Source organism: Exiguobacterium sp. B2(2022) (assembly GCF_028823655.1).
GTDB classification, from domain to species: Bacteria; Bacillota; Bacilli; order Exiguobacteriales; family Exiguobacteriaceae; genus Exiguobacterium; species Exiguobacterium aestuarii_A.
On sequence record NZ_JAPEHX010000070.1, the window covers coordinates 1 to 14,215 of the forward strand.

At 49.0% G+C, this 14,215-nt stretch carries 11 protein-coding genes and 3 pseudogenes; 12 read left to right on the plus strand and 2 right to left on the minus strand.

Features of this window, described 5'->3' with window-relative positions:
- The coding region (locus ON063_RS12720) for a hypothetical protein (protein WP_274665383.1) at positions 1-314 on the plus strand (314 nt) is incomplete at its 5' end.
- A gap of 73 nt (positions 315-387) precedes the next feature.
- On the opposite strand, the gene ON063_RS14935 is transcribed toward ON063_RS12720, so the two are convergent.
- Positions 388-705, minus strand: a complete 318-nt coding sequence (locus ON063_RS14935) for a transposase (protein ID WP_446719140.1) — start codon at positions 703-705, stop codon at positions 388-390.
- 407 nt (positions 706-1,112) lie between these two features.
- Positions 1,113-2,862, minus strand: a pseudogene (locus ON063_RS12730) (Rqc2 family fibronectin-binding protein).
- A 131-nt stretch (positions 2,863-2,993) separates the two neighbouring features.
- On the opposite strand from ON063_RS12730, the gene gmk reads away from it, so the two are divergent.
- From gmk to ON063_RS12780, 11 genes and pseudogenes are all read left to right on the plus strand, one after another.
- Entirely contained in the window at positions 2,994-3,641 is a 648-nt protein-coding gene (gene gmk, locus ON063_RS12735; protein WP_031421596.1) for a guanylate kinase, read from the plus strand.
- Entirely contained in the window at positions 3,641-3,850 is a 210-nt protein-coding gene (gene rpoZ / locus ON063_RS12740; protein WP_015881337.1) for a DNA-directed RNA polymerase subunit omega, read from the plus strand. The genes gmk and rpoZ overlap by 1 nt, the downstream gene beginning before the upstream one ends.
- A 58-nt stretch (positions 3,851-3,908) precedes the next feature.
- Positions 3,909-5,099 (plus strand): bifunctional phosphopantothenoylcysteine decarboxylase/phosphopantothenate--cysteine ligase CoaBC, encoded by a 1,191-nt coding sequence (gene coaBC, locus ON063_RS12745; RefSeq protein WP_274665384.1) that lies wholly within the window; start codon positions 3,909-3,911, stop codon positions 5,097-5,099.
- Positions 5,096-7,420 carry a primosomal protein N' gene (gene priA / locus ON063_RS12750; protein WP_274665385.1) on the plus strand — a complete coding sequence of 775 codons (2,325 nt, stop codon included), beginning with the start codon at positions 5,096-5,098 and terminating at the stop codon, positions 7,418-7,420. Before coaBC ends, priA begins: the two co-directional genes overlap by 4 nt.
- Before the next feature lie 11 nt (positions 7,421-7,431).
- A pseudogene (def, locus tag ON063_RS14885) lies at positions 7,432-7,869 on the plus strand (peptide deformylase); the annotation flags it as partial.
- Positions 7,846-8,832 carry a methionyl-tRNA formyltransferase gene (gene fmt, locus ON063_RS12755; RefSeq protein WP_342455059.1) on the plus strand — a complete coding sequence of 329 codons (987 nt, stop codon included), beginning with the start codon at positions 7,846-7,848 and terminating at the stop codon, positions 8,830-8,832. The pseudogene def and the gene fmt, both read left to right, overlap by 24 nt.
- A complete protein-coding gene (gene rsmB, locus ON063_RS12760; protein ID WP_214691787.1) occupies positions 8,819-10,150 on the plus strand; it encodes a 16S rRNA (cytosine(967)-C(5))-methyltransferase RsmB in 1,332 nt (443 codons plus the stop codon). Before fmt ends, rsmB begins: the two co-directional genes overlap by 14 nt.
- Positions 10,151-10,154: 4 nt before the next feature.
- A complete protein-coding gene (gene rlmN / locus ON063_RS12765; RefSeq protein ID WP_074034829.1) occupies positions 10,155-11,240 on the plus strand; it encodes a 23S rRNA (adenine(2503)-C(2))-methyltransferase RlmN in 1,086 nt (361 codons plus the stop codon).
- 8 nt (positions 11,241-11,248) lie between these two features.
- On the plus strand, positions 11,249-11,983 hold the full coding sequence (locus tag ON063_RS12770) for a Stp1/IreP family PP2C-type Ser/Thr phosphatase (protein ID WP_274665387.1): 735 nt from the start codon (positions 11,249-11,251) through the stop codon (positions 11,981-11,983).
- A gap of 5 nt (positions 11,984-11,988) precedes the next feature.
- Positions 11,989-13,938, plus strand: a complete 1,950-nt coding sequence (gene pknB, locus ON063_RS12775) for a Stk1 family PASTA domain-containing Ser/Thr kinase (RefSeq protein WP_274665388.1) — start codon at positions 11,989-11,991, stop codon at positions 13,936-13,938.
- Positions 13,939-13,983: 45 nt separating this feature from the next.
- A pseudogene (locus ON063_RS12780) lies at positions 13,984-14,215 on the plus strand (ribosome small subunit-dependent GTPase A); the annotation flags it as partial.

The window sequence follows — 14,215 nt, forward strand, 5'->3', positions numbered from 1 at the left end:
ATATGCAAAGAGAATATGAAGTGACTTACGAATATCTACTTATTGGTTTAAGAAAAGAATCTCCTTATATGGAAAAGCAACTAATCGCAAACGGTATTGTAAAGAGTGCGCCAGGCATTATTCCAAAAAAAACACATGAAATTCGAGCTTATCAACGCTTCAAATCTTCAAATATGTTGCACTTTTCGTATGTAAACGATTATTCATTAAAGTTCGAATTTACGTTCCAACATATTTGCCTTAAAGATAAAGTTTATGGTCCTTCATCTACCAATCAGATTGAATTGAGAGATGAGTATACTGTAAGCATATAAAGATTTATTAGAATACAGAGTTCGAATTTGGTTTGAAGGATTACACTGTATTTTTAATAAATGTATTAAAAAGTTAGGTTGTATTTATGAAAAATGGCCCCGTGATTAGGAAGGCACTGAAAAACCTTTGCTTTATCCGAGCGTGAACAGAGAAAAGGACGATTGTCCCGACACAAGTCTGTCCAATCGTCCTTTTCCCCTCCCCCGCGGTTCGCTGCCGGCGAAACTTCGTGAGCGACGACGGGTTGATGACATCATCTCCCGGTGCAAGATTGAGAAAGTATTTGTAAGCGAAATCGCTCTTCGCCTGTCTGACGAGTTTAACATCCGAAAGGTTCGAATATGCCTTCAGGAACAGGTACTTGAACATCCGGACCGGATAGACTGTCATCCGCCTGTTGTCATGACAATAAGTGTCCGCAAGCAGGTCGGTGAGGAAATCGAACGGAATCGGGTAATGGATGAGTCGCAGCTCGTAACCGATCGGGCATCATCCGGATTTACCTCCAAAATGTTTGGTTTCTGTCAGTACAAGACGGATTGTCTCGGACGCACAGCGTCGCCCTAAAAGGCACGCCGACTCCTAGGGGATTAGCGGGCAAAGGGAGACCCGGCAGCTGAAAGCGATGCGGCTCCCTGACCGCCCCCAGGAAAGCGGCGTGCCAAAAAGGGCGACAGAAGCAAGGGCAATGAAAACAAATGAAAACAGAGGAGCGTCATCCTTGGTCGGGACGACACTCCTCTGTTCAAAATCATTTTGAGTTTTTCAGTGCCACCTCAGAACATGGCGGGTTTCGTTTATGACTGTTTCAGCGACTTCATCAAGTGTTCATCTGGCGTCACGTAGACGGTCTGTTGATCCGTATAGATGACAAACCCGGGTTTGGCACCGCTTGGTTTTTTCACGTAGCGGGCACGTGTATAATCGACAGGCACGCCGCTCGATGCGCGTGCTTTCGAGAAGTAGGCAGCGACCGATGCGGCTTCAAGAAGCGTCGTCTCATCGGGGTCCGTGGAACGAATGATGACGTGAGAACCCGGGATGTCTTTGACGTGTAGCCAAATCTCGTCACGGCGTGCGAACTTGAACGTCAGATGGTCGTTTTGGGTATTGTTCTTCCCGACAAAGAAATCCGTTCCCGTCGAAGACGTGTACGCTTCAAGCGAAATCTTTGGATTCGCTTTTTTCTTTTGACGTTTTTGACGGATGTATCCTTCTTCGGCGAGCTCTTCCCGAATTTCGAGCAGGTCGGATGGAGAGGCGACATCGAGTTGGGCGGTGAGCGTCTCCAAATAGTCGATTTCCGCGTCGTTTAATTCGAGTTGTTTTTTCACTTCGACTTTAGCAACTTTTAATTTGTTGTACTTCTTATAATATTGTTGCTTTTTTCACTTCGACTTTAGCAACTTTTAATTTGTTGTACTTCTTATAATATTGTTGCGCATTCTCGTTCGGCGTTTTGAGCGGGTCGAGCGGAATCGAGATAGTCGCACCCTCTTCATCGTAGTAATCGACGACTTCAGCGACACGCATCCCTTTTTCAAGCTGGAACAAGTACGTCGTCAACAACTCGCCAAACTTTTGTAACTCGTCCGCTCGTTCTGTCGCCTTTAAGTCCTCTAAGAGACGGCGGCGCTTCAACAAGTTCTTCTCGAGTTCGGATTTCAAAAGACGCTCCACATCGTGGGCTTGTTGTCTGACGCGGTCACGGTTCGCTTTCTCATAGAAGAAACGGTCGAGCACTTCTTTACTCGATGCATATGTTTCCTCGGATACAATTTCTCCTGCCGTCAATACGATCGGGGCGAAACGTTCCTTTCCAGAAGCGAGTTGTTGGAACACATAAGGTCCTTCAAGCTGACGCAATACGTTCTCGAACGCTTGCTGAATCGATTCACGATTCGGCATCTTCGCGAGGTGCACGACTTCTTGAGCGATTTGAGGGCTGACCCCAGCGAACGTGGCGACGATCTGTTTGTCCAATTTGCCGGCATTCCAGTCGATGCGCTTCAATCCTTCCGTCAAATCAGACAACGGGTCGAACTTATGTTGTTCTGGCGGGAGGAGGTATTCACTACCCGGCATGATCGTTCGATACGTGTTTTGCGAAGGCGGGAGGTGTTTGATCGCATCTAAAATTTTCCCGTCTTCTGTCGTTAAGACGACGTTCGAGTGACGTCCCATCAACTCGATGTAGACTTTTTTCGATTCTTCATCACCGAGCTCGTTTCGAGAGCGGACCGAGATGACGATGACACGGTCACGGCCGATTTGTTCGACCGCCGTGATAAATCCGCCTTCTACATGTTTTCGTAGCATCATGCAGAACATCGGCGGTTCTTGCGGATTTTTAATCGGTGTATCCGTCAACTGGAGACGGGCATACATCGCGTTTGCTGATATGAGTAGTTGCGCGTTCTGTCGGTTCGAACGAATTTGGAGCATCAAATCGAGAGAATACGGTTGATGTACTTTGTTGATTCGCCCTCCGACGAGCGATTGTAATTCTTGTACGACACGATATGTCATTAATCCATCATAAGCCAATGATCTCATCACCTTTGTTCATTTTCTGTCTCTACGTTATCAGAAAAACAGAAAATATGGTACGATGGAGTAGGAAATCCGAACTTCTTCTTGCCGGGACAATTGATTGACTGCTATTATAATTAAATGTGATGTTAGAAGATGGAGGGCTTGCAGTGAATTTTAAAGAACGAGGATTATTAATCGTTTTGTCTGGACCGAGCGGTGTCGGAAAAGGGACCGTTTGTCGTGCTCTTCGCGAGGAAGAGGACAATAACCTTCAATATTCGGTGTCGGCGACGACTCGAAAGCCACGTGAAGGGGAAGTCGAAGGAGTCCATTACTTCTTCAAATCGAGAGAAGAGTTCGAACGCATGATCGAACAAAAAGAATTGCTCGAACACGCCGAGTTCGTCGGCAACTATTACGGGACGCCTGTAGAGTGGGTGCGTGAAACGCTCGAAAGCGGCCAAGATGTCATTCTTGAAATTGAGGTGCAAGGGGCGTTCCAAGTGAAGGAACTTCTCCCGGAAGCCGTCTTTTTATTCTTGGCACCACCAAGTCTTCAAGAACTTCGCAATCGTCTAATCGGACGAGGCACGGAGTCTGAAGAAGTCATCAAGCAACGCCTGCTCGTCGCGCGTGAAGAAATCGAGTTGATGGACGCCTATGATTACGTCGTCACGAACGACGAGGTCGACAAAGCCATCGATCGGATTAAAGCGATCGTGACAGCTGAGCATTGTAAACGTGAACGTGTTGCGTCACTCTATAAAAAAGCCATGATGGAGGTCATTTAATGTTATACCCTTCGATTGATGCCTTACAACGTACTATCCCGTCAAAATATACGATCGTTACGGTCGCTGCGAAACGGGCGCGTCAGATTCAAGATGGAAAAGCACCGAAAGTCGCCGAGCCAAAATCATATAAGCCGGTCGGTCAAGCGTTAGAAGAACTATTTTCGGGTGATACGACAATCATCGTGAACGAAAAAAACAACGGATGAAGTGTGACCCAAGTCGTTTGCGACTTGGGTCTCATTGTCTATAAGGGGGAGTTTGGGAATGGTGAAGGATCGTACTATTTTGTTATGTGTGAGTGGTGGCATCGCCGCCTACAAGGCGTGTGCGCTCACATCGAAATTGGTTCAAGCCGGAGCGAATGTTCGCGTTGCAATGACGAAGTCGGCAGAACAATTCGTGGGTCAGGCGACCTTCCAGGCGCTCAGTCGAAATCCGGTCTATACCGATGTGTTTGAAGAGCATGATCCGACAAAGATTGCACATATCGATGTCGTCGACTCGAGTGACTTGATCGTCGTCGCTCCTGCGACGGCCAACACAATCGCGAAATTAGCGAACGGGATTGCAGATGACTTCATCACGACGTCGATTCTTGCGGCGAAATGTCCGGTGATCGTCTCACCGGCGATGAATGTGAACATGCTCGAACATCCTGCCACACAGCGGAATATCGAGACGTTGAAATCATACGGCTATCAGTTGATCGAACCAGGTGTCGGTAACTTGGCATGTGGCTGGATTGGCGGGGGACGTCTACCAGAACCAGAAGATTTGGTGCGCATCATCGAAAGCCAGTTCGTCCCGAAACTATACCTCGGAAAAGAAGTATTGATTACGGCTGGTCCGACGGTAGAACGCATCGACCCCGTCCGTTACTTATCAAATGACTCGTCAGGAAAAATGGGTGTGGCACTCGCAGAAGTGGCGCGTGATATGGGTGCCCGTGTCACCCTCGTCCATGGTCCGCTTCAAGTCCCTGTACCAGACGGTGTGACGGCCATTCCCGTCAAATCGAGCGAAGAGATGTTGCAGGAAGTGACACGTCGTTTCGAATCACTCGACCTCGTCGTGAAGTCGGCGGCAGTCGCGGATTATCGTCCTAAAACGGTCCATGCAGAGAAACATAAAAAAGTGCATGGTCCACTCACAATCGAACTCGAAGAAACGACAGACATTCTCAAGACACTCGGTGAACGAAAGACCCATCAAGTGTTAGTTGGCTTTGCTGCGGAGACAGAACGACTCGAAGAACATGCGGCAGCGAAACTGAAGAAAAAGAACGTCGATTTCCTCGTCGCAAACGATGTATCCGGTAGTGACGTCGGATTCGGTGCAGATGATAATGAGGCTGTCCTGTTCCACGCCGACGGGACGACGCTTCAACTTCCGAAACAGTCGAAAAAACAGTTGGCGTTCGAGTTGCTCACACACTTTAAGGAAGCGGTCCAATGATTGCCCACGTCCATGTTGATGCACCGGTGATCACGATTGATCGTCCGTTTGATTATGAAGTACCCGAACAGTTCGAATCCTTGATTGAGCCGGGGATGCGCGTCTCCGTTCCATTCGGTTCGCGTCGTCTGTTAGGAATCGTCGTCGGCACATCGGATGGGACGAGAGATGGATTGAAGCCGCTCGAAGCCTTATTAGATGAAGAATCCTCACTCACGGATGAGCTGCTCGACTTGTCCATCCATGTGAAGGAGACGACGCTATGCTTCCGTTCTTCCGCACTCCTCGCGATGCTACCAGCAGCGCTAAAGGTTAGTTACGACAAAGAAATTAAAGAGGGGCATGTGCCTGAAGGTGTTCGTCTCGGGACACATTTATCGGAATATCCGAAAGATATTCAATCGGTCATTCTCGGACTTGCTAAAAAAGGGGAGCTTACCCTCGCTCCCGTTCTGAAAGAAAAGAAAACAGTCAAAACAGACATCGTCGTCGAACTGCTCAATCCGACAGTCGTCTCGAAACGTGCGAAAAAACAACTAGAAGCGATTCAGCAATTAGAAGAGACGCCACGTATGTATTGGTCGGCATTACGCCAAATCGGCTTGACTCGTCCGCAACTTCAAAAGCTCGAAGATCTCGGGGCGGTACGATTGACCGAAGTGGAATTGAATCGTGACCCGTACGCGACGATTGAACAAGTACAGGAATCGGTGCAGTTAAACGATAGTCAGGCGAACGCGGTCCAGGCGATTCATGAGGCGGATGCAGGCGAGACGTTACTTGTACACGGTGTGACCGGTAGCGGAAAGACCGAAGTGTATTTAGAATCGATTGGGCAAGTCATTGATGAAGGCAAGCAGGCCATCTTGCTCGTGCCGGAAATCAGTTTGACGCCGATGATGGTAAAACGTTTTAAACGTCGCTTTGGTGAACGCGTCGCAGTCTTACACAGTGCCCTTTCCAAAGGAGAGAAGTATGATGAGTGGCGTAAAATCAAGCGGAAGGAAGTCGACGTCGTCGTCGGTGCTCGTTCGGCCATCTTTGCGCCGCTCGACCGTCTCGGTCTCATCATCTTAGATGAAGAGCATGAGACGACGTATAAACAAGAAGAGAACCCGCGCTATCATGCGCGCGATGTCGCTATCTGGCGGTCCCGCTATCATGGGTGTCCCGTCGTGTTGGGGAGTGCGACACCTTCGCTCGAGTCATACGCCCGGGCGCAAAAGGGTGTGTATCGCTACTTACACTTGAAAGAACGGTACGGTGGAGAAATGCCACCGGTCCACATTATCGATATGCGCCGTGAACTGGCAAAAGGCAATACGACGATGTTCTCTGAGGAATTGTTTAATGGAATCCTCGACCGGATCGAGAAAAAAGAGCAATGTGTCATTCTGTTGAATCGCCGTGGGTTTACGACATTTGTCATGTGTCGGGACTGTGGGGAAGGAATGACCTGTCCGCATTGTGCCGTCAATTTAACGTATCATCAATATGGTGATCGATTGAAGTGTCATTATTGTGGCTACGAAGTCGGGATGCCGTCGACGTGTCCATCGTGTAACAGTAAGAAAATCAAGCAGTTCGGATCAGGAACCCAGAAGATTGAAACGGAGTTGTTGAACCGAATTCCGGAGGCGCGGATCATCCGAATGGACCAAGATACGACGTCGCGGAAAGGTTCACATGAACAACTGTTGCGACGCTTCGAAGAAGGAGAGGCCGACATTTTACTCGGCACTCAAATGATTGCCAAAGGACTCGACTTCCCAAACGTCACACTCGTCGGGGTACTCGCGGCAGACGCGACGCTCGGGATGCCTGATTTCCGTGCGACCGAGCGGACGTTCCAACTTGTCACCCAAGTGGCAGGGAGAGCCGGTCGTGGAAAACTTCCAGGTGAGGCGTTCGTCCAAACGTACAATCCGGACCATTATGTCATCGAGACAGCGAGTGAACACGACTATGAGACGTTCTTCGCAAAAGAGATGGGTCTTCGTCAAGTCGGGAACCATCCGCCGTATTGGTTTTTGACGCTCGTCACATTCTCGGCAGAAAATCCACTCGTCGCCAAGGCAGAGGCGGAACTGTTCGCATCAGACTTTTTACAGGCGCAAGTGGAGAACAGCCGCTTGAATGGTCCGATGCCTGCCCCGTTATCAAAATTAAAGAATGCGTATCGTTATCAGGTGTTCATTAAAACGAAACAACCTGAAACGCTCTACGTGGAATTAGCTCGCCTTCAACAAGCAAGAGCGAAAGCGATCAGTAAGAAAGAATATCAAATGAGTATCGATGTGAACCCATACGTATTCATGTGAGGTGGAGAAACATGTATAAAGTAGTAGAAGTACCGAACGATATATTACGCGTAACATGCGAACCGGTAACGAAGTTCGATAAAAAATTGCGTCAAACGGTCGACCGATTGTTTGATACGATGTATGAGTATGACGGAGTCGGTGTTGCGGCACCACAGGTCAACTTGAATCAACGACTCGCAGTCGTCCATACCGATGATGAGACGGGTCCTCTCGTCTTGATCAATCCTGAAATCATCGAGACATCAGGACGTGAGGTCGGACTCGAAGGATGTTTGAGCATCCCAGGCGAATTTGGATTCGTGGAACGTCATGAGTCAATCGTCGTCAAAAATCAGGACTTGAAAGGGCGCACGCATACGATTCAAGCGAGCGGCTTCTTCGCTCGGGCGATTCAGCATGAGATGGATCATTTAGATGGCGTCTTGTTCACAGACAAGCTCGCGGTTCCAAACCCTGGAAAAGACAAACGAATCGTCTTCATGGGAACTCCGACATTTGCGGTATCTGTACTTGAGCGACTGCTCGAAGAAGGATACAATGTCGTAGGTGTCGTCTCGCAACCGGACAAACCGGTCGGACGAAAACGTGAACTGAAACCAACGCCTGTGAAAGAGTGTGCACTCCGTCATGGCATTCCTGTCTTGCAACCTGAGAAAGTTCGCACGGATTATGAAGAAATTTTAGCGTTACGTCCGGACCTCATCGTCACGGCAGCGTATGGTCAAATCGTGCCGACCGCATTACTCGAGGCACCGCCTCACGGAGCAATCAATGTCCATGCCTCGCTACTTCCGAAATATCGTGGAGGTGCCCCAATCCATCAAGCCATCATCGATGGTGAGTCGGAAACAGGTGTGACAATCATGTATATGGTCGACAAATTGGACGCAGGTGACATGATTGCCAATACGATTATTCCGATTGAAGAAATGGATACGGTCGGAACGTTATTTGATAAACTGGCTGTAGCAGGAAGCGATCTTCTCATCCGTACACTTCCAGCTTTCTTAGAAGGATGGATTGAAGCGGTCCCTCAAGATGAGCGGGATGTGACGTTTGCACCGAACATCAGCCGTGAGCGCGAACAAATCGACTGGAGTATGGGTGGGGAAGCCATCTATAATCACATTCGCGGGATGAATCCATTCCCGACTGCCTATTCGACGCTTGAAGGTGAACGCGTGAAACTGTTCATGGGAGAGAAGACGACGGGTACAGGACAACCTGGAGAAGTCGTTCGACTTGAAGATGACGGATTCGTCGTGGCAACTGGGAACAGCGTTGCCATCAAAGTGACGGACTTACAACCAGCAGGGAAAAAACGAATGGATGGTGCGACCTTCATGCGTGGAGCTGGACAGAAGTTGCGTGTTGGTGACCGATTAGGAGGAACTCATGAACGTACGTGAAGCAGCGCTTGATACGCTGATAAAAATTGAACAAGGCGGCGCATATTCAACGATTGCCGTCAATGACGCATTAAAACAAAAGAAAGTCGCCCCAAAAGATGTCGGTCTGTATACCGAACTCGTTTACGGGACACTCAGTCGAAAAGGAACGTTGGATTACATCTTAAACGATCGAATCCGTTCGCCGAAGAAGCTCGATAAGTTCGTCCTTCCGCTTCTTCGGATGAGTGTATATCAACTCTTTTACCTCGATAAGGTGCCAGATCGTGCCGTCTTACACGAAGCGGTCGAAATCGCGAAAAAACGAGGACACCATCTCGGAACGAGTAAATTCGTGAACGGGGTGTTACGTAACGTTCTCCGTGAAGGGTTCCCTGACTTTAGCGAGTTGACAGATGCGGAGAGAATCTCGATCGAGCATAGTCATCCGAAATGGCTCGTTTCTGATTGGATTGACCTATATGGGGTGGAAACGGCAGAAGCCATCTGTCAATTGAACAATGAGCCGGCTCCTGTAACGGTTCGCGTCAACCGTAAACGCGCGTCTGTCGACGACATGATGAACCGGTTGGCCGACTTAGGAGTCTTGACGTCACGCTCTGAACTATCAAGCGACGGACTCGTCGTCGAATCGGGCAACGTCCATTCGACCCCGTTCATCGAGGAAGGTCTCTTATCGATTCAAGATGAGAGCTCGATGCTTGTCGCAGATGCCCTCGGTGTATCGAAAGATGATCAGATTTTAGACGCATGTGCCGCCCCTGGTGGGAAAGCAATGCACACGGCAGAACGGATGGAGAACGGATCGCTCACAGCGCTCGATTTACATCCACACAAAGCGAAATTGATCGACCAGCAAGCCAAACGTCTTCACATCAATGGAGTGACCGCACTTGCCCTTGATGCTCGTCTGGCAGGTGAACGATTTGAAAAAGAGAGCTTTGACCGTATTCTTCTAGATGTTCCTTGTTCGGGTCTTGGTGTCATTCGTCGAAAGCCAGATATCAAATGGACGAAAGACAAAGCCCAGTTAGAAAACTTACCGAAGATTCAACGACAAATCATTGATGCCGTATTGCCACTGCTCAAACCAGGTGGTACGCTTGTTTACTCGACATGTACGATTGATCCGTCCGAGAACGAGACGCAGGCTGACTATGTATTGTCAAAAGGATTGGTGTGGGACGAGACGTTAAAAGAACGTCTCCCGCAATCTGTTCGTCCGATCATGACATCGGACCGTGCTGAATTAAAACTATTACCGACGACATTCGGGACCGACGGCTTCTATATCGCCGCATTTAAGAAAGAGGTATAAAACAATGAATCCAAAAGCAGTAGAAAAGAATCCACTTTTAGGCGCAAAACCGTCACTTTATTCGTTGACGTTCCCTGAACTTGAGGCGTGGGTCGTGGAAGCAGGAGAAAAATCATTCCGTGCGAAACAATTATATGATTGGATGTACGTCAAACGTGTCACGTCATTCGACGATATGACGAACGTTCCAAAGGCACTTCGTGACCAATTAGAAGAGTCGTTCCAACTGACAACATTGAAAGAATTGGTCAAACAAGAATCGCAAGACGGTACGATCAAATTCTTGTTCGAACTTCAAGATGGCTATTCAATCGAGACGGTTCTCATGCGTCACGAGTACGGGAACTCCATTTGTGTCACGACACAAGTCGGTTGCCGGATCGGCTGTACGTTCTGTGCCTCAACACTTGGTGGGTTGAAACGTAACTTAGAAGCTGGTGAAATCACGGCACAAGTTCTTGATGTACAGCGCGCCCTAGATGCGACAGGCGAACGTGTTGACTCGATCGTCGTCATGGGAATCGGTGAACCGTTTGATAACTATGATGAGTTGATGCGCTTCTTACGTACGGTCAACCATGATAACGGCCTTAATATCGGTGCCCGTCACATCACGGTATCAACGAGTGGAATCGTTCCAAAAATTTATAAGTTTGCCGATGAAGGTATGCGCATCAACTTCGCCATCTCTCTTCATGCGGCTTCGACAGAACTACGTACACGTCTCATGCCAATCAACCGTGCGTTTGACTTGAACAAGTTGATGGATGCCGTCCGTTACTATACGGAGAAGAGCGGTCGTCGCATCACGTTCGAATACGGATTGTTTGGTGGCGTCAACGATACGGAGGACCATGCCCACGAATTGGCTGACTTGTTGAAAGGTATCAAATGTCACGTCAACTTGATCCCAGTCAACCACGTATTGGAACGCGACTACGTACGCACACCGAGAGCTCAAATCTTTGCCTTCGAAAAAGTGCTCAAAGACCGCAACGTGAACGTGACGATTCGTCGCGAACAAGGTTCGGATATCGATGCTGCTTGTGGGCAACTTCGAGCGAAGGAGCGCGAACAAGAAACGAGGTAATCAGAAAGATGGAATTAGCATTTCGAACAGATCGTGGACAAGTACGCACACAAAATGAAGATGCAGTTTTAATCTTAGGCGATGCCTTCTCAGGAATTGCGCTCGTTGCCGACGGAATGGGTGGACATGCAGCGGGAGAGGTCGCGAGTCAAATCGTGATTGAAGAGTTTCGACAGGCTTTCCCGTCTCTCCCGTCGACCCCTGTCGACATCGAACAATGGTTCCGCCATCACATTCACTTGGCGAATGAACAAGTGTTGCAGTTTGCGAAACAGTCGAACCTCGTCATGATGGGAACGACTGTGGCGGCCGTTTGTTGGAACGGAGAGACGGTTGTCATCGTTCATATCGGCGATAGCCGTGTCTATGCCCTGCAAGCGAACGAATTAAGACGTCTTACAGAAGACCATTCTTACGTCAACGTGCTCAAACAGCTCGGTGAATTGACGGAAGAAGAGATGCGCGTTCATCCGAAACGAAATGTCATCACCCGAGCGATCGGTTCAAGCGAACAAGTCGAGCCTGACGTACAAGTGCTCGCTGACCCTGAGTTTGATGTGATTTTAATTTGTACGGATGGATTGACGACACATCTGACCGATGGGGCGATTCAACACGTTTTACAACAAGCTGTATCAGCAGATCAAAAGGCAGATCAACTGATTGCGGAAGCCAACCAATTGGGAGGGAGCGACAACATCACGGTCGCCCTCGTTCAATTCACAGATAGAAAGAGAGGATGAATCCGATGCGAAGCGGAGAACGAATCAACGATCGTTATCGGATCGAACAACAAATCGGCAGCGGAGGCATGGCAAATGTCTACCGGGCTCATGACGAGATTTTAAACCGAACCGTCGCCATCAAGGTGTTGCGATCTGAATTCTCACATAACGAACAATTTATACGTCGGTTCGAGCGAGAAGCCCACGCGGCTACGAGTCTGAACCATCCGAATATCGTCGCCATCTACGACGTCGGTGATGAAGATGATTTATACTATATCGTCATGGAGCACGTCGATGGCGTGACGTTAAAACAATATTTGCAGGAAGAATACATATCTGTCGATGAGGCGTTGCGCATCATGGGGCAGATTTGTGATGCGATTGACCACGCCCATGCGAACCGAATCATTCACCGGGATATCAAGCCACAGAATATGATGATCGATCAGCATGGAAACGTGAAGGTGACCGATTTTGGGATTGCTGTCGCGATGTCGAATGCGACGTTGACGCATACGATGTCCGTCCTTGGTTCTGTCCATTACTTCTCACCCGAGCAAGCTCGTGGGAAATTTGCGGATGAAAAATCGGACATTTACTCGCTCGGTGCGGTTCTTTATGAATTGTTGACGGGTCGTGTACCGTTCATCGGCGAGACGCCGGTCGCGGTCGCCCTTCAACATTTGCAAGATGACCCGATTCGACCGATGGACTTAAATCCGAATATCCCACAAGCGCTTGAGAACTGTGTCATGCAAGCCTTATCAAAATCACCGGGTGCCCGACATGCATCGGTCGCAGCCTTTAAAAAAGATTGCATGACCGCGTTGAGCCGTGAACGTGCCAATGAACCGAGACGACTCTCGGCAAATCAAGACGAGTTCGACCAGACGCTCGTCATGGCACCGGTCGTGCCGGAAGAAAAACAAGAGGTGCCCGTAACACCACCACCGGTCACGCCACCAAAAGAACAGGAACCAGAAGAGATTCCTGTGAAAAAGAAGAAACGTAAATGGTGGATTTGGATTTTACTCATCGTTCTATTGATTGGTGGAAGCATTGCTGCTTACGTGGTCGCCGATGAGATGTCGCGTTCCGTCGTGCCGGATGTCGTCGGCATGAGTATCGGGGATGCGACGACAGAACTTGAAGCTTCCGGGTTTGTCGTCGAAGTGACAGAACGGGCGAGCGACGATATTGCGGAGGGTGAAGTCATTTCGCAAAACCCGCAAGAAGGACGTAAGCCGAAACGCGGAACGACCGTGACGATTGTCGTATCGGCTGGAAAAGAGACAGTCGAAATGCCGAACGTAGAAGGTCTCTCGCAAACTGCTGCGGAACGTATGTTGAAAGACTTGGCATTCAGCGACCTTGAAATCACAACAGAAGCTTCCGAAACGGTGAATAGTGGAGACGTGATTTCGCAATCGGTCGACCCAGGTGAAGAGGTCGTTCCTTCAGAGGTGACGGTCACACTTGTCGTGTCGACAGGGAGCAACAAAGTGGAACTATCGAACCTGGCAGGATATACGTTCGACGAAGCATCCATTTATGCTGAACAGAACAAATTGAAAATCGTGAAGCGGGATGAATTTTCGACAAGTGTTCCAAAAGGTCAAATCATCCGTCAACTTCCGACAGCCGGGACAGCAGTCGACCCGGGAACGGAACTCACGGTTATCGTATCGGAAGGCGTTGAACCGACCGATATTTCAATTGAACGTGAAGTGACCGTGGAAGTCGAACAACCGGACAAAGACAAGAAACCGAAGACGGTCGAAGTCGTGATTCGCACGGTTGACGCACGCGGTGAGATTGAGGTGCTTCGTGATCAAATCACAGAGACGACAACGTATTCGTATACGCTCGTCATTGCCCCTGACGAAGTCGGGACAGCGACGATTGAAGTCGATGGTGAGATCGTCCGAACAGATTCAGTCACGTATGCACAAGCTGAAGAGGCACAATAAAGAGGTGACGGTGTCGTCACCTCTTTTTTAAAGGAGGTAGTCATAATGAAAGGAACAATCATTCGCCTTCAAGGCGGGTTTTACGATGTGATGACCGAGACGAATCAAGAGATTCGTTGTCGGGCCAGAGGAAACTTTCGAAAGCGCAACATCTCACCGGTCGTCGGCGATGATGTGGTGATTCAAGATCAAGAAGATGGGACCGGCTATATTTTAGAGGTGGAAGAGCGTCAAAACCACCTCGTTCGCCCGCCGATTGCCAATATCGATCAGGCGT

Coding starts and splice junctions, on each gene's coding strand:
- priA (WP_274665385.1), top strand. CDS start 5,096: ATGATTGCCCACGTCCATGTTGATGCACCGGTGATCACGATTGATCGT.
- rsmB (WP_214691787.1), top strand. CDS start 8,819: ATGAACGTACGTGAAGCAGCGCTTGATACGCTGATAAAAATTGAACAA.
- rpoZ (WP_015881337.1), top strand. CDS start 3,641: ATGTTATACCCTTCGATTGATGCCTTACAACGTACTATCCCGTCAAAA.
- ON063_RS14935 (WP_446719140.1), bottom strand. CDS start 705: ATGACAGTCTATCCGGTCCGGATGTTCAAGTACCTGTTCCTGAAGGCA.
- ON063_RS12770 (WP_274665387.1), top strand. CDS start 11,249: ATGGAATTAGCATTTCGAACAGATCGTGGACAAGTACGCACACAAAAT.
- pknB (WP_274665388.1), top strand. CDS start 11,989: ATGCGAAGCGGAGAACGAATCAACGATCGTTATCGGATCGAACAACAA.
- rlmN (WP_074034829.1), top strand. CDS start 10,155: ATGAATCCAAAAGCAGTAGAAAAGAATCCACTTTTAGGCGCAAAACCG.
- gmk (WP_031421596.1), top strand. CDS start 2,994: ATGTTAGAAGATGGAGGGCTTGCAGTGAATTTTAAAGAACGAGGATTA.
- coaBC (WP_274665384.1), top strand. CDS start 3,909: ATGGTGAAGGATCGTACTATTTTGTTATGTGTGAGTGGTGGCATCGCC.